Below are 23,202 nucleotides of genomic sequence, written 5' to 3'. Positions count from 1 at the left end.
AGTGTGGGTGGTAAAGATTCGGGCGCGTCCGCCGGCACCGGCCTTGGTGCGAGCTCGCGCCGCCTCTGGAAAGGGCGCCGCTCAGCGCCCGGTGCTTGCCGTGTCAGCCAGCGCCGCGTGTTCCAGCAAACTGGCAACTTCGCCGGAGCCGGGCGGCGTGACGCCGGCGGCCTTCAGCAGCGCAATAGCAACCTCACGGGTCGTTGCAGCCGATTGGTAAGGCCCCATTGGCAGGCTCATCACCATGGCCGCCATCGCGTCCGCCACCGCGTAGCTTTCGCCGGCGCAGAGGTGTGCGTAGGCCGGTTGCCGGTGCATCGGCACCGGGTAATGCACCGCGGTTGGAATGCCGGCGGCCTGCAGGGCTGCCTGGACGCGGTCGCGTTCCTCGACCACGACCGTGTACTGGGCGTAGACCGAGCTACGCTCCGGTGCCCGTCCTACCAGGCCGATGCGGCCCGACAGCAAGGCGTCGTAGCGGGCTGCGGTCGCGGTGCGCTCGGCGCGCTCCCAATCAAACCGCTCAAGCTTGGCCAGCACGATCGCGCACTGCAGCGTGTCCATCCGTCCGCCGACGCCAATCCGCGTGTGCACATAGCGGCGCGACTGGCCGTGTACGCGGATTTCGCGCATGGCGCTGGCCAGGCCGTCGTCGCTGGTAAAGATCGCGCCGCCGTCGCCATAGCAGCCGAGCGGCTTGCTGGGAAAGAAGCTCGTGCAGCCAATGGTGGACAGATTGCAGCTCTTCTTGCCGCGGTAGGTCGCGCCAAAGCTCTGGGCGGCATCTTCGATGACCGCCAATCCGTGGCGGGCGGCGACCGCGTTGATTTCGTCCATGTCGGCCGGCTGGCCGAACAGCGAAACCGGCATGATTGCGCGCGTGCGTGGCGTCAGCTTCGCTTCGATCAGGTGTGGGGCCAGGTTACAGGTCGACGGGTCGATGTCCACGAACACGGGGGTGGCGCCGAGCAGCACGATGGCTTCGGCGGTGGCGATGAACGAGAATGGGGTGGTGATGATTTCGTCGCCGGGCTTGACGCCGAGTGCCATTAACGAGATCAACAGTGCTTCGGTGCCCGACGAGACCGTGATGCAATGCCGCGCCCCGGTGTACTGAGCCAGGCGCGCCTCGAGTTCGGCGACCTCGGGGCCCATGATGTACTGGCCGTGGTCGAGCACGGTCTGGATCCGGCCGTTGATCAGTTCGCGTGATGCTTGGTATTGTGCTTTAAGATCGATAAATTCCATGTCGAATCCATGAGGTCAGGGTGTGGAGTGCGGCACCAGCGTACAGACGCCGTCCTGCAGCAAATAGAGGTCGTCCGTGTGCGGGCACCGTGCTTCGCCATTTCCTTTCATGCGCAGCGGGAGGCGCTCGCCAAAACGGCTCATCCAGCCGATCTGTCGTGCCGGCACACCCGCCATGAGGGCGAAGGCCGGCACGTCGCGCGTGACAACAGCCCCTGCGCCGATGAAGGCGTATTCGCCGACCGTGACGCCGCACACGAGGGTTGCGTTGGCGCCGATCGTTGATCCCCGCCTGACCAGGGTGCGCCGGTACTCGTTCTTGCGCTCGACCGCCGCGCGCGGGTTGTGGACGTTGGTGAATACCATGCTGGGACCGCAGAAAACGTCGTCTTCGAGTGTGACAGCGTCGTAGACCGACACGTTGTTCTGGATCTTGACCCGGTCGCCAATGCGCACGTCGTTGCCGACGAAAACGTTCTGGCCGAGCGAGCATCCCGCACCGATGCGCGCCCCGGCACAGACGTGGGCGAAATGCCAGACCCGGGTGCCTGCCCCGAGGGTGGCGCCCGCATCGACAATGGCGCTGGGATGGACCGGGGAGTCGGCGGGGTGAGGCGCTGCTGGATGACGGTCCATCTCAGTACTCCAGCGGAAGGGCCACGCGCTTGCCGTCGCGCGCCGACTTGTAGGCGGCTACCAGCACCTCGAGCGATTTCAGCCCTTCGCGCCCGTCGGTCTCGGGCTCGGCCTCGCCACGCATGACCTTGATCACGTTGTCGTAGTAGAGCGGGTGGCCGAAGCCGTAGACCGAGGTGGTTTCGTAGCTGGCATCGCGCACGCGCGCGTCGTCCGGGTCGGGCTGGGCGAATTCCCACTGCTGCACTTCGTTGACGGCCACGCCGCCGATGCGCACCGTGCCGTGCTCCCCGAGGATGGTGATCGAGCCTTCCATGTTGCGCGGGTAGGTGAGCATGGTGACGTTCATCGAGCCGAGTGCGCCATTGCGCCAACGCAAACTGATGACGCCCGTATCCTCGACTTCGATGTTGCGCGCAAGCGTGGCGGTATAGGCCTGCAGGCTTTCGACCGGGCCGACGATCCAGTCGATCAGGTCGACATAATGGCTGGCCTGGTTCATGAAGGCGCCGCCGTCGAACTCCCAGGTACCGCGCCACTTGGCGCTTTCGTAGTACTCGTCCGGACGGGTCCAGAACACGTTCAGGTTGACCATGTAGATGCGTCCAAAGCGTTTTTTCTCGACCGCGCTCTTGAGCAATTGCAAGGTCGCGTTGCGGCGGTTCTGCTTGACCACGAACAGGCGCACGCCGGCGGCGTCAGCGGCCGCGACCATGCGCTTGCCGTCTTCCCAACGTGTGGCCATCGGCTTTTCGGTGATGATGTGGCGGCCGGCGCGGGCAATCTGCACGGTCTGCTCAGGATGCAGGCCGGAGGGCGTGGTGACGATGAAGGCATCGGCGTCGCAGCGGGCCAGCATCTGGTCGAGGCTGCCATACGCTTCGGCACCGGTCTTGTCGGCGGCCTCGGCGAGCGCGCGCGGGTCGACGTCGCAGACGCCGACCAGTTCGCAGCGGTCGCGGTGCTGGCGGATGGCATTGAAATGATTGCTGGCGATACGGCCGCAGCCCACGAGGGCGAAGCGGATCTTGCGGTCGAGGATGGCAGGGGGATAGTTACGCATGATCTTCTCCGGTAAGCAGGCTCAGGCCTTGACGACGTGGGGCAGGCGTTCGAGGTAGACGCCGCGCGTATCGACGATCAGGTTGGCGTAGCGGCGGATCATGTCGTAGTCGAAGGCGCTGTGGCTGGTAGCCAGCAGCACCAGGTCGTAGGACGCGAGCGCGTCGGGTGTGAGCGTTACGCTCGATAGCTCGAAGCGGTGCTCGCGCATGCGCGGGAAGACCGGGACGTGCGGATCGGAGTAGTCGACATGGGCGCCCTTGTCGCGCAGGATTTCCATCAGCTCGACCGAGGGCGATTCGCGCATGTCTTCGACGTCCTTTTTATAGGCGATGCCGAGCACCAGCACGCGGCTGCCCATCACCGAACGGCCGCGCTGGTTCAGCGCGTCGGTGACCTTGCCGATCACCCAGTGCGGCATCTCGCTGTTGATTTCGCCGGCCAGTTCGATGAAGCGCGTGTGGACGCCGTACTGGCGCGCCTTCCAGGTGAGATAGAAGGGATCGATCGGGATGCAGTGCCCGCCCAGGCCCGGACCCGGGTAATAGGGGGTGAAACCAAAGGGCTTCGTGGCGGCAGCCCGGATCACCTCGTGGATGTCGATTTCCATCTTGTCGGCGATGATCTTCATTTCGTTGACCAGGCCGATGTTGACCGCGCGGTGGATGTTTTCCAGCAGCTTGGTCAGTTCCGCGGCGCGGGTCGAGCTGACCGGCACGACGCGGTCGATCGCCGCGCTGTACAGGGTAACGCCGGCTTCCAGGCAGGCCGCGGTGCTGCCGCCGCAGACCTTCGGGATGGTGCGCGTTTCGAAATGCGGATTGCCCGGATCTTCGCGCTCGGGCGAGAAGACGAGGAAAATCTCGCGCCCCACGACCAGGCCGCGCGACTCCAGGCGCGGACGCAGTTCTTCCTCGGTGGTGCCGGGGTAGGTGGTGCTTTCGAGCGAAATCAGCTGGCCCGGGCGCACGAAGGGCAGCAGTGCGTCGGTGGTGTCGAGGACGAACGAGAGGTCCGGTTCGCGGTAGGCATTGAGCGGGGTCGGCACGCAGATGATCAGCACGTCCGGTTCGCCGGCGCGCGTGAAGTCGCCGGTTGCTTCGAAACCGCCGGCGCGCGCGGAGGCAATCGCATCGGAGGAAATGTGCTTGATATAGCTTGTGCCCTGATTGAGCTTTTCGACTTTCGTGGTGTCGATGTCGATCCCCAGCACCCGAAAGCCGACTGCCGCGTAACGCAAGGTCAGCGGCAGGCCGACATAGCCGAGTCCGATGATGCCGATGACTGCCGTGCGGTCGCGCAGTTTCGCTGTGAGTTGTTGCAGGTGGGCCGATTGTTGTTCGTCGCGCATGTGTTCCTCGCCAACTATTAGTGGTGGGTGGGTGAAGAGGGGGTGCCGCAGCTAGATACGGAAGGGCACGAATTTATGGATGAGGCTAAGCCGCGCCTTGCCGGCTTCGAGCTCGGGTTCGGGCACTGATACTGGGGCGCTGACGGGCAGCTGGGGCGTGTACTCGCTGACGATGGCCTTGACCATCGATTCGATCATGCCGCGCTCGTGCGTTTCGCAAGCCATCATCAGGCAGGTGATGCATGTCTCGAGCACGCTCGGGCGCAGGGCGTTTTCCTTCATGCGCATGATGCGCGGATGCTCGCTCGGGAAGACGGTGCCGTCGGTCAGCAACTCCTCGTGCAGCTTCTCGCCCTGGAACAGGCCGACGAATTTCACCTCGATGTCGCCGTCAGGGCTGGCCGGGGTTTTTTCCGTCAGGCCGGACATGGCGAGCAGGGTGCGGGCCAGTTCGACGATGCGCACCGGTTCGCCCATGTCGAGGACGAACACGTCGCCGCCCTTGGCCATGGCGCCGGCCTGGATGACGAGCTGCGCTGCTTCCGGAATGAGCATGAAGTAGCGCGACACCTCCGGGTGGGTGATGGTCAGCGGGCCGCCCCGTGCGATCTGGCGCTGGAACAGCGGGATGACCGAGCCGGACGAACCGAGCACGTTACCGAAGCGGACCATGCAGAAGGTGGTTTTCCCGCCGTGCTTGGCGGCCGCCGCCTGGAAGATCAGCTCGGCGATACGCTTGCTGGCGCCCATGATGTTGGTCGGACGCACCGCCTTGTCGCTCGAAATGAGCACACAGGTTTCGACGTGGTGGGTGGCGCAGGCCGCCGCGACAACCTGGGCGCCGAGCACGTTGTTGCGCAGGCCCTCGACGATGTTCGACTCGACCAGCGGCACGTGCTTGTAGGCCGCCGCATGGTAGACGGTGTCGACATGGTTGTCCGTCAGGATGCGCTCGACCAGGTCGGCATTGCAGACCGAACCGAGGTGGGCTTCGATGCGCAGGTCGGGGAAGCGGGTCGAGAGTTCCTGGCGAATGGTGTAGAGCGCGAATTCGGAATGGTCGAGCAGGTGCAGCCGGGTTGGTGCAAGGGTGACGATCTGGCGGCACAATTCGCTGCCGATGGAGCCGCCGGCGCCGGTCACGAGCACGGTCTTGCCACGGACGCAGCGGGCGAACAGGTCGAGCCGCGGCGGCACCGGCGGCCGGCCGAGCAGGTCTTCGAACTTCAGTTCGCGAATCGAGTCGCGCGGGCGGACCCGGTCGTCGGCCAGGTCGACCAGCCGGCTCAGGATCTTGGTCGTGACGCCGGCTCCGGCCAGGCGTTGCATGATGTCGCGCAGGCGTTCGGCTGGCATGCCGGGCACGGCAATGACGACGGTGCGGATGCCATGGGCGGCGACCAGGTCGGCAAGGCGATCGGTATGGAATACGCGCAGACCGGCGATGGTACGGTCGTTCAGGGCACGCTTGTCGTCGAAAAAACAGACCGGACGGTATTCGTCGCTCGAGCGCATGGTTTGCGCCAGGCGCGCCCCTGCCTCGCCGGCGCCGTAAATGGCAACCGCATCCGAGGTCGGACGGCGCGTGCTGTGGCTGCGCAGAAAGTTGCGCATGCCGATACGGGAGGTAACCACGTAGGAAAAGACGATAAACCAGTAAATGGCCAGCGCACTGCGAGGAAACATCGCGTCATTGATTGCAAACAGAACGACATAAGCACATAGCACTGCAATGCCAAGCGCCAGGCCGGTGGCGCTTAATAGCCGTCCATCGATAAAACGGATAACGGCGCGGTACAGATCGGATATGGATAATGCGGCGATCGTGACCAATGCCACAATCAGATAAGAGGCGGGTCCATAATGGGATGCGAGTTTCAAGTCGCCGCCGCGCAATAACATTGCGATCAAAAAACAAAGCGGCAATGCGACCAGATCGATACAAACCATGAAGGCAATTTTGGTGGTCCGATGCAGCGACACCATTCTTGCGCAGAACTGGCTTAATACTTGGGTCGATAAAGTTGGCATGGTGCGCATTACTCGGTCGGGTGGGTTGCAATGGCAACGGTATAAGCGAATGCGCAGAACGATGGGGCGCAATTTATAAAAGAAGGATGTCGTCGGAAAGAAATCGGACGCAAATACAATGAGGGCGACATTTAGACTTACCGTTGCTGAGTAAGTTTATTATCTGCCTCACTCAGATTGCTGAGTTTGACCCCGCTCAACCGACAATTCCGAATTAAAACGAAATGGCTCGTTTATTTAATTGAGGAAATGTAATTAGGAAATAAATCGCATCGCTGGCAGCAATAGATTTCCGTTGGGAATATAAGAAGGTGGAAATAAAGAAGTAAATGCGAACGCTAACGGAGCCGCTGCGGACTGCGCTTTATATATAGGTGAGGCGGAAGGAGAGCGGCCACCCTGGGAGAGAGGGCGGCGCCAGGGGAATGCTCAGCACCGGCGTGCGCCGGCCGTGCAGGATCAGGTGCCGGGACGCGGCTGCGGTGCCATCGGCGGCACCACGATGTTGTCGTTCAGGCGCAGGAACTTGAAGCCGGCCAGGCGCTGGCCGTTCTTGCCCTCGCGGGCGTTACGCGCCTCGCGTTCATGTGCGCGGGCGATGAAGGAATCGAAGCTTTCTTCGCGCACCTTCGGCTCCTGCGAGTGGAGCAAGCGCCGCTCGCCATCGGGGCCAAGCACCACCAGGCCGACGTGCGAGGCCCAGTGCGCGCCATCGCGCGTCGAGATCACGTTGACGAAGTCGCCCTCCTGCAGCTGGCTCGCGACCGCCGCCACCTGCTCCTTCGGCACGAAGCGTTGACGGCTGGTTTCGACCGGGATGCTGCGTTCGGTGGCGTGGCGCGTCTTGAGGAAGCGCGCGCGGTCGACCTGCATGTCGTAGAACGGACCATGCGGGCCGGCCAGCGCGGCGCTGACGTCGGTGAGGAGCCAGCTGTTGGCGACGTTCCAGTCCATCTCCGTGTAGTGATTGCGCGTGGCGACGCCGATCACGCCGTCTCGGTAGCGGATGCGCTGCAGCATCCAGAAAAATTCTTCCCAGGAGCGCGACAAGGCCATCGCATAAGTGTGTTCCGCGAATACGACGCAATCGCTGCGCTCCAGGCTGAACATCGGCAAATCGTCGTGCACTTCGAAGGGAAACTCACCAAGCAGGTTCAGGAGGTAGGGCTGACCCAGGTTCTTGCGTCCGATCGCGGCGATCCGCTTGCGCAGGTCAGGTTCGGCCTGATGCGCCCACGCCACATAGCGTCCGGCTTCGACCGGCGTCATCTGGAAGATCTGCTTTTCCAGCATCGTCGCGATGGGCATGGAAGCCGCGGCGGACGGCGGGGCGGCAGGGGGCAGGGCGGACTGGCTGGCGCAGCCGCCGAGGGCGGCGGCAAGCAGCAGGGGAGCGAGGCGCATCGCAGGGTCTCCATCTTGTGATTCCAGAACGCTAACCCGGCGCTGCGCCGTTTGACAATAACAATTTGTCGCCCATCCATCAGCTCGCCTCTGACCTGTTGGGCGGCGGCTTCGGCGGCCCGGGTCGCGACGCCACTGGCTGCAAGATGAATGGCCCGAACCCGGAATTGAAGCCGCAGACTTCGGACAAGCTCGGCCTGGCATGGGCATGGTATTTCGCACCGCGTTCGGCCGTCTCGATCAGTCTGTTCCCCTCCTCGATCAATGGCTGCCCGGCCATGGCGCGCCTTCAACTCATCCTGGCGCGCAGTGTGCGTCACCTAACGGTGCGTCAGCAGTGCGAGGGCTATGATGAAGCCGTGTGAGTGAGGAGCCGGCGAATTCGTTCTGCAGGCTGCCAAATATCTCAACAGGTTAGCCGGTCGCCTCGAGGATCGGCACCAGAATATTCAGTCGTCGCCAACAGGCGGCGGCTCATGAAAACCCGGAAGCGGAGGCCCGATGTCTACCCCGACCAAGAATCCCCCGAAGCACCTGGTGCGTGAATATCTCGCACGCCGGTCGCGTGACCCGCAACCCCCGCCGGCGCCCGAAGAAATCCGGCGCCAGCTCGGATGGGGTATGCTCATGCCGGCGGATTTGAAAGTGGCGACCAGCCGTTCCTAGCCGTCCTTTCGGAAATTACAGTTTTAACAGAGGAGAAGCACATGACCAAGCGTATCGGTAACAAACACGAAGCCCAGCACCGTGGCGTCGAAGAACGTCTCGACATCCGCCGCACCAACATCGCCCGCGAGGCCGTCAAGCAAGCCACCGCGCGCGCAAAATACCGCAACCAGGTCAAGAACCAGCCGTCGTCCGCAGCAGCCGCCTGATTTTTTTGAGGCAGAATAGCCCGCCCGGCAACGTGGCGGGCTTTTTTTTTGTCCGATGCTTTCCTTACATTGATCCGAAGTTCAGGCGAACCGTCAGTCGCCGATTTTTTCGCCATTCGCCGATCCGGCACCGCCATTCGCCGAAAGGCGCTTTTCCTCGGCGCCGCTCCCCGCTATCGTGTTCTCATCACAACACGGAGGGCGACATGGGTACCGAACACAGCTACACGACACGCAAACAAATGATGTGGGGTCTGGTCCTGATCGGGCTCGGCCTCATCTTCCTGCTCGACCGCATGGACATCCTCGATGCCTCCTCGGTATGGCAATATTGGCCGCTGCTGCTGGTCGTCGTCGGCATCAACCAGACCATCGGCTACCCGAGCGCGCGCGAATTCCGCAACGGCCTGTGGACGATCTTTGTCGGCCTGTGGCTGTTTGCGGTTTTCGAAGGCTTGTTCGGACTGACCTTCCGCAACAGCTGGCCGCTGTTCCTGCTCATGGCCGGAGTACAGCTGGTACTGGCGCCGGTGCTTGCGCGCCGCTTGTCGGACACGACCCCGGAATCGAAGGAGAAGGACCATGCATAAGGACACGATCGACGAGCGCCGCGCCGAGCGCCAGGCGCGCCGTGCCGCCCGCCGCGCCGACCGCGGCGTGACCAGCCAGGTCTTGATGGGCGTGCTGGTAATCGCCATCGGCCTGCTGTTCCTGCTCGATAACCTCGACTTCATCGACATGCATGACGCACTGGCGTTCTGGCCGTTGATCTTCATCTTCGCCGGCGTGGCCAAGCTGCTCGATACCAGCTCGCCGAACGGCTACCTGATTGGCCTGGCCGGCATCGGCATCGGCGTCACGATGACCCTGCACCGTCTCGGCATCATTTACTTTTCCTGGCGTGCCGCCTGGCCGCTGGTCCTGATCGCGGTCGGCGCCATGGTGGTCTATCGCGCCATGACAGGGCAGAAGCTGGCGCGCTTTGGCGTCGTCGTCATGGACGACAAGGACCTGCCGTACGAGAAGGGCGATCCCGGCGCGCAGGTGGTGGACGTGACGGCGGTGCTGGGCGGTTTTGAACGCCGCGTGCATACCCGGGACTTTCGCGGCGGCGAAGTGACCGCTGTGATGGGCGGCTGCTCGCTCGACATGCGCGGCGCCTCGATGAGCGGGGAAGCGGTACTGCACGTGTTCGCGTTCTGGGGCGGCGTCACGCTCAAGGTGCCGACCGACTGGACCGTGGTCCTGCAGGGCACGCCGATCATGGGCGGTTTCGACGAAAAGACCGTGGCCCCGCCGGACAACAGCAAGCGCCTGATCGTGCGCGGCTACGCGATCATGGGCGGCGTCGAGGTACGTAACTGATGGCAGGCCTGTGATGATGGGCGCGCTCGGCACGCGGCGCGGCAGCGCACTGTACCTGGCTGCCTGGGCGCTGCTCGGGATGCTGCTGGCCGGCCTGATGGTGGCCGCCGGCGACGCCCCCTGGGGGGCGAGCCTGCTGTTCGCCGTCCCGCTGGCGCTGGTCTATGGCTGCGCCAGCGGCTTTTCTTCTTACTACCTGTGCCGCGCCTATCCGCTGGCAGCCAGGCCGCTGGCGGCGGTGCTGGGCGTGTTCACCTGCACCGCCGTCTGCGCCAGCGCGCTCTGGACTGCTGCCGGCAGCGGCTTTGCCGAAGCGCTGCGCGGCCTGGTGCCGGGCCTGCCTGCGATGAGCCGCCCGTTTGCGGCCCTGATGTTCGGCCTCGGCGTGATCCTGTACGGCTTGACGGCGGTGGCCCACTACCTGGGCCTCGAATTCGAACGTGCGCGCAACTTCGAACGGCGCGAACTGGAGATGAAGCTGGCGGCGCAGGAAGCCGAGCTGCGCATGCTGCGTACCCAGATCGATCCGCACTTCCTGTTCAATAGCCTCAATTCCATCAGCGCGCTGACCTCGATCGACCCGGTCGCCGCGCGCGGGATGACCTTGCAGCTTTCGAACTTCCTGCGCCGCAGCCTGGGCATGGATGCGCAGCGCAAGGTCGTGCTCGATGAGGAGATCGCGCTGGTGCAGGCGTTTCTTGCGATCGAACAGGTGCGCTTCGGTGCCCGCCTGCGCTTCGAACACAGCATCGGCGAAGGCGCGGGACAATGCCTGCTGCCGCCGATGCTGCTGCAGCCGCTGGTCGAGAACGCCGTCAAGCACGGCATCGGCAACCGGCTCGACGGCGGCCTGGTGCGCATCGCCGCAGAACGCGCGGGTTCCCTGCTGCGCATCCGCGTCGAGAACGACGCCGACGAGGACGACGTTTCACAACCGGCTGCCGGCTGCGGCATTGGCCTGGTCAACGTGCGCCAGCGCCTGCTGGCCACCTATGCCCACGAGGCCAGCGTGCACTGGACCCGCTTCGACGCGCGCTTCCGGGTCGACATCGCGCTGCCCGCCGAAACCCAACCCACCACAGAAAGCTGAGACCATGCGTGTCATCATCGTCGACGACGAACACCTGGCGCGCGCAGTGCTGCGCGAGTATTTGTCGGCCTGGCCCGAGATCGAGATCGTGGCCGAATGCGCGAACGGCTTCGAGGCGGTCAAGGCGATCGGCGAGCTGCAGCCCGACCTGGTCTTCCTCGACATCCAGATGCCGAAGCTGGACGGCTTCGAGGTGGTGGAGCTGGCCGGCGCCGGCACCCAATACGTGTTCGTCACGGCCTACGACCAGTTCGCGCTGAAGGCTTTCGAGGTGCGCGCGATCGACTACCTGCTGAAACCCTTCAGCCGCGAGCGCCTGGCCCAGGCTTTGGGCAGCGCGAGGGCGCGCGCGACGCCGCCGGAGCAAGTGGAAGCGGTGGCGCTGGAGGCGGCGCGGCGCAACGGGCCTTTGGTGCGGCTCCTGATTCGCGACGGAGCACGGGTGCATGTGGTGGCAGCTGACAGCATTGACTGGATCGAGGCCCAGGACGACTACGTGCAGATCAGCGCCGGCGGGCGCCTGCACCTGAAGAACGGGCGCATGGCGGAACTCGAGCAGGGGCTCGACCCGGCGCTGTTTCTGCGCGTGCACCGCTCGTATATCGTGAACGTGGGCGCCATCGAACGGATCGAGGCGCCGACCAAGGACAGCTGGTGCGCCGTTCTCAAGGACGGTAAGCGGGTGCCGGTCAGCCGCAGCGGCTACCAGAAGGTGCGCGAGCTCCTAGGTTGATCATGCGCTGATTTTCTCGACCTGCCACCAGCGCGGCAGCAGCGCGCGCACGGCGCTCTGGTCGAAGCGGTCGTCGATCAGGTAGACCACGCCCTGGTCTTGCTCGGTGCGAATCACGCGGCCGGCCGCCTGCACCACTTTCTGCAGGCCCGGATACAAATAAGTGTAGTCATAGCCGGCGCCGAACATCGCCTGCATGCGCGTGCGCAGCTGCTCGTTCACGGGGTTCAGTTGCGGCAGGCCGAGGGTCGCGACGAAAGCGCCGATCAGGCGCGCGCCCGGCAGGTCGATGCCTTCGCCGAAGGAGCCGCCCAGCACCGCAAAGCCGATCCCGCGTCCTTCGGGCTGGAATCGCTCAAGGAAGGCGCCGCGTTCCCCTTCGCTCATGCGCCGTTCCTGGCGCCAGATCGGCACGGCGGGATACGCTTTGGCGAACTGCGTCGCCGCCTGGTCGAGGTAGTCGAAGCTGCTGAAAAAGGCCAGGTAGTTGCCGGGTGCCTGCCCGTACTGGCCGGCCATCAGGCGCGCGATCGGGGCCAGCGATGCGGTGCGGTGCTGGTAGCGGGTCGAAATCCGGTTCGTCACGTGCACGGCCAGCTGGCCGGCGGCAAACGGTGACTCGACGTCGACCCAGCCGGTGTTTTCGGGCAGGCCGAGCAGGTCGGCGAAATAATGCCAGGGGCTGAGCGTGGCCGAGAACAGCGTGACCGAATGGGCGAGTTCGAAGCGGGTTTTCAGGAAGGGCGCGGGCACCACGTTGCGGATGCAGAGCAGGCTGTCTTTCCCCTGGCGCGTGAGGTCGCACAGCGAATGCTCGCCGAAGGATTCGGCCAGGCGCGCGAAGCCCATGGCGTCGAAGTGAAAGCGCTGCAGGGCCGGATCGAGCGGGCCGGGGTTCTCGGCGACGAAGTCGTTGATGGTGCTGGTGGCGTTGGTCAGCGCGTTCAGGAGCTTCTCGCCGGGGGCCTCGAGCACTTGATAAGGCAGTGGCGCCGCCTCGTCGATCTCGCCCCACACACGCGCGATCTTGGTCAAGGCTTTCTTCACCAGCGGCGGCGCGGCAGCGCGGGCGGCGCGCAGGGACACGCGATCGAGTTCGCAGGAATACATCGAACGCGCGCGCGAGACCATGTTGTGGGCTTCGTCGACCAGCACGCTGGCGCGCCAGCCATTGGCCTGGGCCAGCGCGTACAGCATCGCGCTGCCATCGAAATAATAGTTGTAGTCGCCGATTGCCACATCGGTCCAGCGCGCCATTTCACTGCCGAGGTAATAGGGGCAGACATTGTGGGCCAGGCCGACCTCACGCAGGGCGGCGCGGTCGAGCACGGGCACATCGAGCGCGGCCTGGCGCGCGGCGGGCAGGCGGTCATAAAAACCCTGCGCCAGGGGGCAGGAGTCGCCATGGCAGGCTTTATCGGGATGCTCGCAGGCCTTGTCGCGCGCCGCCAGTTCCAGCACCCGCAGCGGCAGCCCGGGCGCGTGGGCGCGGATCGCCTGCGCCGCGTCCAGGGCCAGCTGGCGGCCCGGCGTTTTCGCCGCCAAAAAGAAGATCTTGTCGATGCGTTGGCTTGGGGCGGCTTTCAGCACCGGGAACAGGCTGCCGATGGTCTTGCCGATGCCGGTCGGCGCCTGGGCCAGCAGGCAGCGGCCCGCGCTGTTTGCCTTGAAAATGGTTTCGGCTAGCTGGCGCTGGCCCGGCCTGAAATCGGCATGCGGGAAGCGGAGGCTGGCCAGGGCTGCGTCGCGTGCCTCGCGGTGGCGCAGCTCCTGTTCGGCCCAGGCGACAAAGCGGCCGCAGGCTTCCTCGAACATGGTCTTCAATTCGGTGGCGCTGCGGGTTTCGCGCAGCGCAGTTTCCAGGCCGCTGCCGATGTCGTAGTACACGAGCGCCAGGTTGACGTGGTCAAAGCCGCGCGCGGCGCACAGCAGGTGGCCGTACACACGCAGCTGGGCCCAGTGCAGGTGGCGGTGGTTGTCCGGCATCGAGGAGAGCTGGCCGCGGTAGGTCTTGATTTCCTCGATCAGGTTCTGCGCCGGATCGTAGCCGTCGGCGCGGCCGCGCACGTGCAGCGGGCCGAAGTCGCCCGCCAGGCTCACTTCGGCCTGGTAGCCTTCGCCGCGGCGTGCGGTGACGACGGCGTGACCTGCGATGCCTTCCTGGGCTGTTGGCGAGGGCGTGAAGCGCAGGTCGAGGTCACCGCGCTTGGCCGTGAATTCGCAGAGCGCGCGCACGGCGACGACATAGCTCACGCAGCTTGGCTCCACTGCAGGTAGCACACGGCCACCGGCATGTCGTGCGCCGCGCAGTAATCGATCCAGCGCAGCTGGTTGTCCTGCAGGCGGTCGCCCGGACCCTTCACTTCGATCATGCGATAGCGCTTCTCGCGCGGCCAGAACTGAATCAGGTCGGGAAAGCCCGTGCGGTTGACCTTGACGTCGGCCAGGATGCGTTCGCACCAGCGCTTCACGTGCGCGGCCGGGATGCAATCGAGCGCCAGTTCGAGCAGGGCGCGGTCGAGGGATTCCCAGGACACGAAGGGCGCCGAGATGCCGGCCTTTTCTTCGAAGTGCGCGAGGATGGTGGCGCGGTAGCGGCCGTCGTCGCACTGGGCCAGGCAGTCGGCGAATTCGGCGGCGCGGCGCTGGTGGAAGTCGAGGCTGTGCAGGTCGGCCGGCGCACGGTGGAAGGGGTGGAAGAAGGCGCCGGGAATGGCGGCGAAGATCGCGCGCCAGCACAGGAGGCCAAACAAGGCGTTGGCCAGCATGTTCTCGACATAGAACACGGGCGCTTCCTCGCAGGCCAGGTGGTCGCGCACGGCGCCTTCGACCCAGAGGCCGTCGCCGGGCACGGGCAGGCAGAGGTCGAGGCGGGCGGGCGCGATGGGGCGCGGCGCGATGGCTTTCGGGTGGCCGAGTTTGCGCGCCAGGCGGGGTTTCAGGCGCAGCAGGTGCTGGCGTTCGGCGTCGTTCTCGAGCGCGCGCTCGGCTTGCTGCAGCAGCTGCCAGGCTTCGTGATAGCGTTCCGCCTTTTCCAGCACCCGGATCGTACGTCCGCGTGAACCCGGATAGCCGCAGCGCGTGTAGACATCGAGCGCGCGCGGCCAGTCCTGCTGCTTTTCGAAATGCTGGCCGACCTGGAACAGGAATTTTTCGCGCCGGCCTTCGAGCCAGTCGTTGTCGAAGGCGTCGATCGGCAGTTCGTCCATCACGTCTTCGATCGGCGCCAGGCCTTCGTAGAAGCGTTCCTTGCAGGCGTGCAGCTGCAGGTAATGCTCAATGTCGCGGCGATTGCGGAAACCGCGCGAGGCGCTGGAAAACTCGACCTGCTCGAAGCGGTAGACGCCGAGGTCGGCGAGGACGAATTCGGTCCAGTCCTGGCGCAGGTTGCCGAAGAAGATCAGGCGCAGGCGGTCGCACAGGGGTTTGACGAGGATGCGCAGGGCGACATCGCTGCAGCCGGCATACCAGGTAGAGAAGGTGCGGCTGTCGGCGAAGGCCGCGCGCAGCGATTCGAGTTGCTCGGCCTTGCGCGCACTCTTTTGGTGCAAATTTGGGCCGAACGCGGCGACGATCTCGGGCTTGGCCAGCAGGTCGAACAGTTCGTCGAGGGAGAGCACGGGATCGCGTTCGATCCAGCCGGTCGGCAGCAAATGCTGCGCGGCTTCGACCGGGCAGCCGATTTCGGCGTAGGTCATTTTGCTGGCGCGGAACAGATTCCCTTTACGCATGACCATGCGTACGAACAAGGCACGCGCCGCCTGGGGCAGCGCGGGAAAGGCCGCGATGAAGGACTGCTCTTCGTCGGTCAGCAAGTCGGCATAGCGCCCGCCGATCCAATCCAGGACACGCTGGAAATTATCCAGGTAGTAAAACTCGTTTTCCAAAACCCTGTTCATCATATGCGGCGACAACTGTGCTTATGTACAGTATAGCCGCAGGGCCGGGGAAGACCCAGCCCTTTCGGCCGCCATGATTGGCGGCCGTGGTTTTTTGCCACATCAGGGACGGGTCGGCTTGGGTGGGCATTTCGGGCCGCTGCAGGGCTCGCGCTCGCCGCGGTGGCGCTCGGCGTGCTGGATGATGGCCGAGATCAGGGCGACGTCGCTGTCGACCGGGGTATCGGCGGTGGCGGCGGCCTTGCGCGGGCGGGCGGCCTCGGGAGACGCCTTGGCCTTGGTGCTGGTACGTGCCGGCGCCGGCTTGCTGCCGCGGCTGGCAAGCTTGGCCGGCTTGTCCGCCTTTTTCTCGGCCGCTGGACGCGGCGCGACTTTGGGCGCCTCGGCCTTGACCGGTTTCGCCGCCACTTTCGGCGGCTCGGCCTTGACCAGTTTTGGCTGTATGCCCGGCTTGGCCTGCACGCTTTCCTGCGCCGGGCGCGGCGCCGGGGCTGGCGGCGGCGCCTTGGCCCCCGCGAGTTCGTGGGGCGGCAGCATGACCAGCGGCGGCGGGGCAGCGGCGGATGCCGCCTCGCGTGCCCGCGCGGCCTCGTCGACGATGACCGCGGTGCGCGGCGCCTCCGCCACCGGCGCCGGGGGCGCGGCGGCAGGCGGCAGGATCGGCGGCAGGTCGGCTTCGGCCATCGCGGTCGGCGATGGATTGTTGGCAAGATCATACTGTGTTTGCAGTTCTTCGCCCGTGCGGTGATTGTCCCAGGCGAGCCAGGCGACGCCGCCGGCCAGGATGCCGACCAGGGCCGCCGCCGCCCCGTAGGACGCCAGGCGCACGCCGGACATGCGGCTGCTCGGCCGGCGTGCCGAATCGCGTTCCAGCATCGCGAGAATGTTCTCTTCCCCGGCGCCACGGCGCGACGACATGAGGTTTGGTCTTGTCGAGGCCGCTTGATTTTCGTCTGTAGGGCGCACTGCATACCTCCTAAGATGGTCGTTGCTGCTCTGATTAGAAACAATCTGGGGAAATCCATGCTGATCTTTGTCGCACTTCTGTATTTTTGCGTCGCCTGCAGCCTGATCTGGCTTGCCTGCTTCCCGAGCGGACGGACATTGATCAATCAATTGATGTTTGGCTTGCGTAGCCGGCTGGGGCGCGTGACCGGCTGGCGTCCTCAGCCGACGCTCGACCTGCGGGCGGGGCGGCGCGGCCTGCGCGAGCGCTACCGCGCACTGGTCAAGCAGCTGCGGCGCAACTGGATCGTGGTCGCGATCGTGGTGCCCGCCGTGGCGATTCCCTCGCTGTTGGCCCTGGCCTTGCGCACGCCCGACATGCTGCCCGGCTATGAGCCAGTCGAGGCATTGCCCGATGCCCAGATCGCGGCCCTCCTGCGCGGCGAGCAGCTGGTGCCGCCGAGCGATCCGCCGCCGCTCGCCTTCGGGACCCAGGAAGTGGTACAGGTGCGGCCGATGCTGGTCAACGCGAGCCGCAACTGGGGCCTGATGCATCCGGAGTTCAGCCAGCGCCTTCTGCTCGCATTCAAGATCATGAAAGAGAAACATGGCTACGACATGGCCTTGCTCGAGGGCTACCGCAGCCCGGCGCGCCAGGACTTGTTGGCATCGATGGGCGGCGCCGTCACCAATGCGCGCGCCTTCCAGAGCTGGCACCAGTACGGCCTGGCCGCCGACTGTGCTTTCTGGCGCGACGGCAAGCTCGTGATCTCTGAGAAAGACCCCTGGGCCATGCGCGGCTACCAGCTGTATGGCGAGGTGGCCGAGCAGCTTGGCCTGACCTGGGGCGGGCGCTGGAAGATGATGGATCTGGGCCACACTGAGCTGCGCCTGCGCGGTGTGATGCGGCGTTGAGGCTTCCTTGCGAGCTTGAGAAAGGTCAAATTTTCCGTAGGCAATTGGTGCGAGCATTGCCTGTCAGACCTTTCCCTAACTTCACAAGCTCCCGCCATGGCCCGTCTCTGGAAGTTCCTCATCGACAGCCGCGTGCTTGTCGTGATCGGCGTCACCGCCTGCCTCGGTATCCTCTTCCTCACCGCGGAGACCTTTGAACTCGGCCTCATCTGGGCCGTCATCTCGGCGCTGGTGCTGCTGGCCCTGTGGGGCAGTTACTGGGGCTTGCGCCAGCTCTACCGGCGCCGCGCAGCCGCGCGCCTGACCGCCAGCCTGGCTGCGGGAGGCGACGCCGGCGCCGGCGAAAACGGCAAGAGCGAAGTGGCGGTCCTGCGCAAGAACATGCTCGAGGCGATCACCACGATCAAGACCTCGAAACTGGGCCTGACGCGGGGCGCGGCGGCGCTCTACGAGCTGCCCTGGTACATGATCATCGGGAACCCGGCGGCCGGCAAAAGCAGCGCCGTCGCCCATTCCGGCCTGACTTTCCCTATCCCCGGCAGCAAGGCGGTGCAGGGCGTCGGCGGCACCCGCAACTGCGACTGGTTCTTCACCACCGACGGCATTCTGCTCGATACCGCCGGGCGTTATTCGGTGCAGGATGGCGACCGTGCCGAGTGGTTCAGCTTTCTCGAACTGCTTAAAAAGCACCGCCGCCGCGCGCCGATCAACGGCATCCTGATCGCGGTCAGCGTGGCCGAGCTGACCGCCGGCCCGCCCAGCGCCACGATGGAACTGGCGAAAAGCCTGCGCACCCGGGTGCAGGAACTGACCGAGCGCCTGGGCGTGTATGCGCCGGTGTACGTGGTGTTTACCAAGGCCGACCTGATCGCCGGTTTTTCCGACTTCTTTCATGACGCCGAGCGCACCGAGCGCGACCGGGTCTGGGGCGCGACCCTGCGCTACAACCGGCGCAGTTCGCCGCAGGACGTGCTGGCCTTCTTCGACCAGCATTTCGACGAGCTGCACGATGGCTTGAAGGAGATGAGCCTGGCGAACATGGCCGGCAACCGCAGCGCGCGCATGCGTCCCGGCGTGTTTACCTTCCCGCTCGAATTCGCGGCCATCCGCAGCCCGCTGCGTGCCTTCCTCTCGACCCTGTTCGAAGAAAACACCTACCAGTTCAAGCCCGTGTTCCGCGGCTTCTACTTCACCAGCGCACTGCAGGAAGGCCAGGTGCAGGACCTCTCGTCGAAACGCGTGGCCAGCCGCTTCGACCTCGAACTGGGCGACCGCAAGACCCACGACGCCGACGACGGGCAAGAAGGCGAAGGTTCGGGAGAGGGTTATTTTCTGCTCGACCTGTTCCGCAAGGTGATCTTCGCCGACAAGGACCTGGTCAAGCGCTACACGAATCCGGCCAGCGCGCGCCTGAAGTACGCCGCCTTCTTCGCCGCCACCGTGCTGCTCGGCGCGGCGCTGGGCGGCTGGAGCTGGGCCTACATGAGCAATGCGCAGCTGGTGGCGAACGTGCAGGCCGACCTCGACAAGGTAATGCGGCTGCAGGAAAAGCGCATCGACCTGCAGTCGCGCCTGGAGGCGCTCGACATCCTGCAGGACCGGATCGAGCAGCTCGACAAATACCGCGAAGACCAGCCCTGGGCGCTGTCCTTCGGGCTGTACCAGGGCGACAAGTTGGAGCGCAAGCTGCGCGACGAATACTTTGCCGGCGTGCGCGCGGTGATGGTGGAGCCGGTAGCCGGCGCCCTGGAAACCATGCTGACCGAAGTGAATGCGCATGCCGCCGCGCTCGACCCGAATGCGGCCGCGGCGCCGAGCTCGAAACCGGGCCAGCCTTACCAGGAAGTCTCCCCGACGAATGTCGCCGACGCCTACAACGCCCTGAAAACCTACCTGATGCTGGGCGATAAAAGCCATGCCGAGCCGGGCCACCTGAACGACCAGCTGACGCGCTACTGGCGCACCTGGCTGGTGGCGAACCGCGGCAACATGCCGCAGGAGCAGATGATCCGTAGCGCCGAGCGCCTGCTGACCTTCCACTTGTCGCAGATCGAGGACCCGGCCTGGCCGCAAGTGACGCTGAAACTGAGCCTGCTCGACTCCGCGCGCGAAAACCTGCGCCGCGTGGTGCGCGGCACGCCGGCGCGAGAGCGCGTCTACGCCGACATCAAGACGCGCGCCGCGACGCGCTTCCCGGCGGTGACGGTGGCGCGCATCGTCGGCGACGGCGACGCCGGCCTGGTCGCCGGCAGCCACGCGGTCAGCGGCGCCTTTACCCGCGCGGCCTGGGAAAAATACGTGTCGGGCGCGATCCGCGACGCCTCGAACCGCGAGCTGCAAAGCACCGACTGGGTGCTGAAAACCGTGGCCAAGGACGACCTGACGCTCGAGGGCAGCCCCGAGCAGATCCAGAAGACCCTGGTCGACATGTACAAGGCCGACTACGCAAAAGAATGGGCCAGATTCGTGCAGGGCGTGACGGTCACCGACCTGAAAGGATTCGAAGGCAGCGTGATCGCCATGAACCGCCTCGGCGACCCGCAAGCCTCGCCCATCGCGCGCCTCCTGAAAGCCATCTACGACGAAACCTCCTGGGACAATCCCGCCGCCGCACGCGCCAACCTGGGCAAGACCGAGCGAACGCTGGCCAACTGGTTCAAGGAAATCGTATTGCGCCGCGCGCCGTCCGACGCGCGCACCCTGGCCGATGCGATGGGGCCGCTGGCGACCGGCGCCGCGGGTGCCATGGGACCGATCGGCCGCGAATTCGCGGGCGTCGCCCGCCTGGTCGGGACGCGCGAGAAGGAAGCGTCCTTGATGACCGGTTACCTCGACTGCCTGTCGCGCCTGCGCACGCGCCTGAACCAGCTGAAGAACCAGGGCGACCCGGGACCCGGCGCCAAGCAGTTCATGCAGCAGACCCTGGAAGGCAGCGGCTCCGAGCTAGCCGACGCCCTCAAATATGTGGACGAGCAGATGCTGACCGGGATGAGCGACACCCAGAAAGCGGCGCTGCGACCGCTATTGGTGCGCCCGCTGGTGCAGACCTTCGCCGTGATCGTGCTGCCGTCCGAGTCCGAGATCAACAAGACCTGGCAGGCGCAGGTGCTCGAGCCTTTCGAGAAAACCCTGGCCGACAAATATCCGTTCTCGCCCGGCAGCAAAATGGAAGCGACCAGCGCCGAGATCGGGCAGGTGTTCGGCCCTGAAGGCGTGGTCGCGAAGTTCATCAATACCTCGATGGGGCCGCTCGTGATCAACCGCGGCAGCATGCTCACGGCGCGCACCTGGGCCGACATCGGCATCACGCTCGCGCCGCAGGCGGTATCGGGCTTCCCGGGCTGGGTCGCGCCGCTGTCGGCCAACGGCGTCGCTTCGCCGGCCGGCGGCGCGCCGCAGACGGTGTTCCAGCTGCAGGCGCATCCGGCGCCGGGCGCGACCGAATACACGGTCGAAATCGACGGCCAGCAGCTGCGCTACCGGAACACGCCGCCGGTGTGGACCAACATGGTCTATCCGGGTCCGGGCACGGCCGGCGCGCGCATCAGCGCCGTCACCTTCGACGGGCGCACGGTGGAACTGTTCAACGAACCCGGCCAGTTCGGCATGCGCAAGATGATCGAGGCCTCGACCCAGCAGCGCAAGAGCGCGGGCGTGAACGAACTGCGCTGGGTCAGCGGCAACCTGGCCATCGTCGTCGACCTGCGCGTGGTCAGCAATGCGGCTGCCGCCAGCAGCGGCAAGGGCTTCCAGGGCCTGCGCCTGCCGACCACGATCGTCGGGCGTCCGGCGGCCGAACCGACCATCGCCAGCCTGCCGGCAGGAGGCCAGTGATGCGCGCCCCGGCTTTGGACCGCATCGGCTACTTCGGCAAGATCCCGGCGCGCAGCGACTTCGTCAAGCTGGCGCCCGACGCGGCAGCGATCGGCATGCTCGACGACTGGCTGGCGGCCGTGATGCAGCGCCTGCCGTCGGATGCGCGCTGGAAGATCAACTACGATGCGATGGCGCCGGTTAGTTTCGCCTTTGTCGGACCGGCGCGCCGCCACGCGGTCGCCGGCCACCTGATCGCCAGCCGCGATGCCCCCGGCCGGCGCTATCCCTTCCTGATGATGCGCACGCTCGACGTGCTCGATCCACCGGCTTTCGTCTCGCGCTGCCCGCTGGCGTTTGCGCCGCTCTGGTCCTTCCTCGAGGCGGCCGCGCCGCGGGTGCTCGACGTCTGCGACCCAGCCCTGCACCTGGCCGGCATCAGCGACGCGGCGATCACGCTGGGCGAATCCGACGAGGCGCTGGCGGCCTTCCTGGCCACCGAGACGGTCGGCTCGCTCGCGAACCTGCTGGGCGGCGAGGACGCCAGCCGCGTCATCCTCGCGCTCGGCCTGTTGCTGCAGCCGGTCATGCACAGCAAACCAACGCAGCTCGACAAGAGCCTGGTGCTGCCGCTGCCCGAGGATGAAGCGCTGCGCGCGCCGGTCGCGGCCTTCTGGCTCGAACTGGTGGCACCGTTTGTCCGCCGCGCAGCGTTCGACCTGGCGCTGTTCCTGACAACGCAGCACGGGCGGCCGGTGCTGGTGATCGGCTTTTGCGGCGCGGCGGCGCAGGCGCTGCGCGGCATCATCGACCCGCTGGTCGGGCAGGAGCTGCAGGTGCGCCTGATTGATACCGGCTGGATCGACGAGCAGCTCGGCCTGGACGTCGACGTGCGCGCCCTGGCCAGCTACCTCGACCAGCCGCAACTGCCATTGAAGATGGCGCGCGAACTGTTCCTGAAGACCTTCATCGGAGACGCAACGTGAGCAAACACCTTCTCATCGCGGTTGTCCTGCTCGCCTCTGGCGCGGCCCGGGCCCAGGCCCCGGCGCCGGCCGCTGCACCGACCGCGCCGGCACCAGCCACCGCCGCGGCGCCGATCGTGGTTGCCGGCACGGTGGCCGACGAAGCGGCCAAACAGGCATTGCTGGGGCGCCTGCGCGCGGTGTATGGCCACGAACGCGTCGTCGACCAGCTCGCCGTCGGCACCGTGTCGACCCCGGCCAACTGGAACGACTACGTCGGCCGCCTGATCAACCCGAACCTGAAACTGATCAGCCGCGGCCAGCTGAAAATCGACGGCAACACGGTCAGCCTGCGCGGCGACGTCTCGAACGAGGCGCAGCGCCAGCAGATCGCCGGCGACATCGCCACCAGCCTGAACCCGACCTACACCGTCAATAACGGCCTGCGCGTGGCCGCCTCCGAACAGGGCGTGCTCGACGCCGCACTGGCGAACCGCATCATCGAGTTCGAATCGGGCAAGGCGGCGCTGACGCCGTCCGGCATGGCGATCCTCGACCAGATGAGCGAAGCCTTGAAGAGGCTCAACGGCATCAAGGTCGAGGTGATCGGCCACACCGACAACGCCGGTTCGCGCGCCGGCAACCTCTCGCTCAGCCAGGCCAGGGCCGAAGCCGTCAAGACCTATGTCGCCGCGCGCGGCATCCGGGGCGAATCGATTGCCGTGTCGGGCGAGGGACCTGACCGGCCGGTGGCGGATAATCGCACGCCGGATGGCCGGGCGCGCAATCGGCGCATCGAGTTCAAGGTCGTCCAGTAAGCGCAGCAGAAAAGGAAACGCCGCCGGTATCGCTACCGGCGGCGTTTCTCAT

At 65.7% G+C, this 23,202-nt stretch carries 19 protein-coding genes; 10 read left to right on the top strand and 9 right to left on the bottom strand.

Annotated features, from left to right (window positions below; all coding sequences use genetic code 11):
• Positions 1-81 precede the first annotated feature (81 nt).
• From NMB41_RS15360 to NMB41_RS15335, 6 genes are all read right to left on the bottom strand, one after another.
• Positions 82-1,248 carry a DegT/DnrJ/EryC1/StrS family aminotransferase gene (locus NMB41_RS15360; RefSeq protein WP_494378680.1) on the bottom strand — a complete coding sequence of 389 codons (1,167 nt, stop codon included), beginning with the start codon at positions 1,246-1,248 and terminating at the stop codon, positions 82-84.
• Between the two features lie 15 nt (positions 1,249-1,263).
• The gene (locus NMB41_RS15355; protein WP_494378679.1) at positions 1,264-1,884 is read right to left on the bottom strand and encodes an acyltransferase; all 621 of its coding nucleotides are present in this window, start codon (positions 1,882-1,884) and stop codon (positions 1,264-1,266) included.
• A gap of 1 nt (position 1,885) precedes the next feature.
• Entirely contained in the window at positions 1,886-2,947 is a 1,062-nt protein-coding gene (locus NMB41_RS15350) for a Gfo/Idh/MocA family protein (RefSeq protein WP_494378678.1), read from the bottom strand.
• Between the two features lie 21 nt (positions 2,948-2,968).
• Positions 2,969-4,297, bottom strand: a complete 1,329-nt coding sequence (locus NMB41_RS15345; protein WP_494378677.1) for a nucleotide sugar dehydrogenase — start codon at positions 4,295-4,297, stop codon at positions 2,969-2,971.
• A gap of 51 nt (positions 4,298-4,348) precedes the next feature.
• On the bottom strand, positions 4,349-5,983 hold the full coding sequence (locus NMB41_RS15340; protein ID WP_494378676.1) for a polysaccharide biosynthesis protein: 1,635 nt from the start codon (positions 5,981-5,983) through the stop codon (positions 4,349-4,351).
• A gap of 804 nt (positions 5,984-6,787) precedes the next feature.
• Entirely contained in the window at positions 6,788-7,732 is a 945-nt protein-coding gene (locus NMB41_RS15335; RefSeq protein ID WP_494378675.1) for an N-acetylmuramoyl-L-alanine amidase-like domain-containing protein, read from the bottom strand.
• Positions 7,733-7,797: 65 nt separating this feature from the next.
• On the opposite strand from NMB41_RS15335, the gene NMB41_RS15330 reads away from it, so the two are divergent.
• The 6 genes from NMB41_RS15330 to NMB41_RS15305 all read left to right on the top strand — a co-directional run bounded on the left by NMB41_RS15330 (position 7,798) and on the right by NMB41_RS15305 (position 11,795).
• The gene (locus tag NMB41_RS15330) at positions 7,798-8,097 is read left to right on the top strand and encodes a hypothetical protein (RefSeq protein ID WP_494378674.1); all 300 of its coding nucleotides are present in this window, start codon (positions 7,798-7,800) and stop codon (positions 8,095-8,097) included.
• A gap of 342 nt (positions 8,098-8,439) precedes the next feature.
• Positions 8,440-8,607, top strand: coding sequence for a hypothetical protein (locus tag NMB41_RS15325; RefSeq protein ID WP_494378673.1), 168 nt, complete (start codon positions 8,440-8,442; stop codon positions 8,605-8,607).
• A gap of 206 nt (positions 8,608-8,813) precedes the next feature.
• Positions 8,814-9,197 carry a LiaI-LiaF-like domain-containing protein gene (locus tag NMB41_RS15320; protein WP_494378672.1) on the top strand — a complete coding sequence of 128 codons (384 nt, stop codon included), beginning with the start codon at positions 8,814-8,816 and terminating at the stop codon, positions 9,195-9,197.
• The gene (locus NMB41_RS15315; RefSeq protein ID WP_494378671.1) at positions 9,190-9,972 is read left to right on the top strand and encodes a LiaI-LiaF-like domain-containing protein; all 783 of its coding nucleotides are present in this window, start codon (positions 9,190-9,192) and stop codon (positions 9,970-9,972) included. The genes NMB41_RS15320 and NMB41_RS15315 overlap by 8 nt, the downstream gene beginning before the upstream one ends.
• Before the next feature lie 13 nt (positions 9,973-9,985).
• Positions 9,986-11,062 carry a sensor histidine kinase gene (locus NMB41_RS15310; RefSeq protein ID WP_494378670.1) on the top strand — a complete coding sequence of 359 codons (1,077 nt, stop codon included), beginning with the start codon at positions 9,986-9,988 and terminating at the stop codon, positions 11,060-11,062.
• 4 nt (positions 11,063-11,066) lie between these two features.
• Positions 11,067-11,795 (top strand): LytR/AlgR family response regulator transcription factor, encoded by a 729-nt coding sequence (locus NMB41_RS15305; RefSeq protein ID WP_494378669.1) that lies wholly within the window; start codon positions 11,067-11,069, stop codon positions 11,793-11,795.
• Here NMB41_RS15305 and NMB41_RS15300 read toward each other — a convergent pair whose 3' ends face one another.
• The 3 genes from NMB41_RS15300 to NMB41_RS15290 all read right to left on the bottom strand — a co-directional run bounded on the left by NMB41_RS15300 (position 11,796) and on the right by NMB41_RS15290 (position 16,612).
• Positions 11,796-14,048, bottom strand: coding sequence for an ATP-dependent DNA helicase (locus NMB41_RS15300; RefSeq protein ID WP_494378668.1), 2,253 nt, complete (start codon positions 14,046-14,048; stop codon positions 11,796-11,798). It lies immediately after the preceding gene.
• Positions 14,045-15,694: a VRR-NUC domain-containing protein gene (locus NMB41_RS15295; RefSeq protein ID WP_494378667.1), complete on the bottom strand. Its 1,650-nt coding sequence runs from the start codon at positions 15,692-15,694 to the stop codon at positions 14,045-14,047. The genes NMB41_RS15300 and NMB41_RS15295 overlap by 4 nt, the downstream gene beginning before the upstream one ends.
• Positions 15,695-15,796: 102 nt before the next feature.
• Positions 15,797-16,612 carry a hypothetical protein gene (locus NMB41_RS15290; protein WP_494378666.1) on the bottom strand — a complete coding sequence of 272 codons (816 nt, stop codon included), beginning with the start codon at positions 16,610-16,612 and terminating at the stop codon, positions 15,797-15,799.
• A 105-nt stretch (positions 16,613-16,717) separates the two neighbouring features.
• Here NMB41_RS15290 and NMB41_RS15285 point away from each other — a divergent pair, with 105 nt between their 5' ends.
• The 4 genes from NMB41_RS15285 to NMB41_RS15270 all read left to right on the top strand — a co-directional run bounded on the left by NMB41_RS15285 (position 16,718) and on the right by NMB41_RS15270 (position 23,150).
• Positions 16,718-17,554 carry a M15 family metallopeptidase gene (locus tag NMB41_RS15285; RefSeq protein WP_494378665.1) on the top strand — a complete coding sequence of 279 codons (837 nt, stop codon included), beginning with the start codon at positions 16,718-16,720 and terminating at the stop codon, positions 17,552-17,554.
• A 96-nt stretch (positions 17,555-17,650) separates the two neighbouring features.
• Positions 17,651-21,388: a type VI secretion system membrane subunit TssM gene (gene tssM, locus NMB41_RS15280; protein ID WP_494378664.1), complete on the top strand. Its 3,738-nt coding sequence runs from the start codon at positions 17,651-17,653 to the stop codon at positions 21,386-21,388.
• Entirely contained in the window at positions 21,388-22,353 is a 966-nt protein-coding gene (tagF, locus tag NMB41_RS15275; protein WP_494378663.1) for a type VI secretion system-associated protein TagF, read from the top strand. The genes tssM and tagF overlap by 1 nt, the downstream gene beginning before the upstream one ends.
• Positions 22,350-23,150 (top strand): OmpA family protein, encoded by an 801-nt coding sequence (locus NMB41_RS15270; protein ID WP_494378662.1) that lies wholly within the window; start codon positions 22,350-22,352, stop codon positions 23,148-23,150. Before tagF ends, NMB41_RS15270 begins: the two co-directional genes overlap by 4 nt.
• Positions 23,151-23,202: the final 52 nt, after the last annotated feature.

The sequence above is a fragment of the Massilia sp. FBCC-B171 genome, from assembly GCF_059134155.1.
This window is presented reverse-complemented; position numbering and strand designations above follow the sequence as displayed.

Coding starts and splice junctions, on each gene's coding strand:
- NMB41_RS15360 (WP_494378680.1), bottom strand. CDS start 1,248: ATGGAATTTATCGATCTTAAAGCACAATACCAAGCATCACGCGAACTG.
- NMB41_RS15355 (WP_494378679.1), bottom strand. CDS start 1,884: ATGGACCGTCATCCAGCAGCGCCTCACCCCGCCGACTCCCCGGTCCAT.
- NMB41_RS15350 (WP_494378678.1), bottom strand. CDS start 2,947: ATGCGTAACTATCCCCCTGCCATCCTCGACCGCAAGATCCGCTTCGCC.
- NMB41_RS15345 (WP_494378677.1), bottom strand. CDS start 4,297: ATGCGCGACGAACAACAATCGGCCCACCTGCAACAACTCACAGCGAAA.
- NMB41_RS15340 (WP_494378676.1), bottom strand. CDS start 5,983: ATGTTTCCTCGCAGTGCGCTGGCCATTTACTGGTTTATCGTCTTTTCC.
- NMB41_RS15335 (WP_494378675.1), bottom strand. CDS start 7,732: ATGCGCCTCGCTCCCCTGCTGCTTGCCGCCGCCCTCGGCGGCTGCGCC.
- NMB41_RS15325 (WP_494378673.1), top strand. CDS start 8,440: ATGACCAAGCGTATCGGTAACAAACACGAAGCCCAGCACCGTGGCGTC.
- NMB41_RS15320 (WP_494378672.1), top strand. CDS start 8,814: ATGGGTACCGAACACAGCTACACGACACGCAAACAAATGATGTGGGGT.
- NMB41_RS15315 (WP_494378671.1), top strand. CDS start 9,190: ATGCATAAGGACACGATCGACGAGCGCCGCGCCGAGCGCCAGGCGCGC.
- NMB41_RS15310 (WP_494378670.1), top strand. CDS start 9,986: ATGATGGGCGCGCTCGGCACGCGGCGCGGCAGCGCACTGTACCTGGCT.
- NMB41_RS15305 (WP_494378669.1), top strand. CDS start 11,067: ATGCGTGTCATCATCGTCGACGACGAACACCTGGCGCGCGCAGTGCTG.
- NMB41_RS15295 (WP_494378667.1), bottom strand. CDS start 15,694: ATGAACAGGGTTTTGGAAAACGAGTTTTACTACCTGGATAATTTCCAG.
- NMB41_RS15290 (WP_494378666.1), bottom strand. CDS start 16,612: ATGTCGTCGCGCCGTGGCGCCGGGGAAGAGAACATTCTCGCGATGCTG.
- NMB41_RS15285 (WP_494378665.1), top strand. CDS start 16,718: ATGCTGATCTTTGTCGCACTTCTGTATTTTTGCGTCGCCTGCAGCCTG.
- tssM (WP_494378664.1), top strand. CDS start 17,651: ATGGCCCGTCTCTGGAAGTTCCTCATCGACAGCCGCGTGCTTGTCGTG.
- tagF (WP_494378663.1), top strand. CDS start 21,388: ATGCGCGCCCCGGCTTTGGACCGCATCGGCTACTTCGGCAAGATCCCG.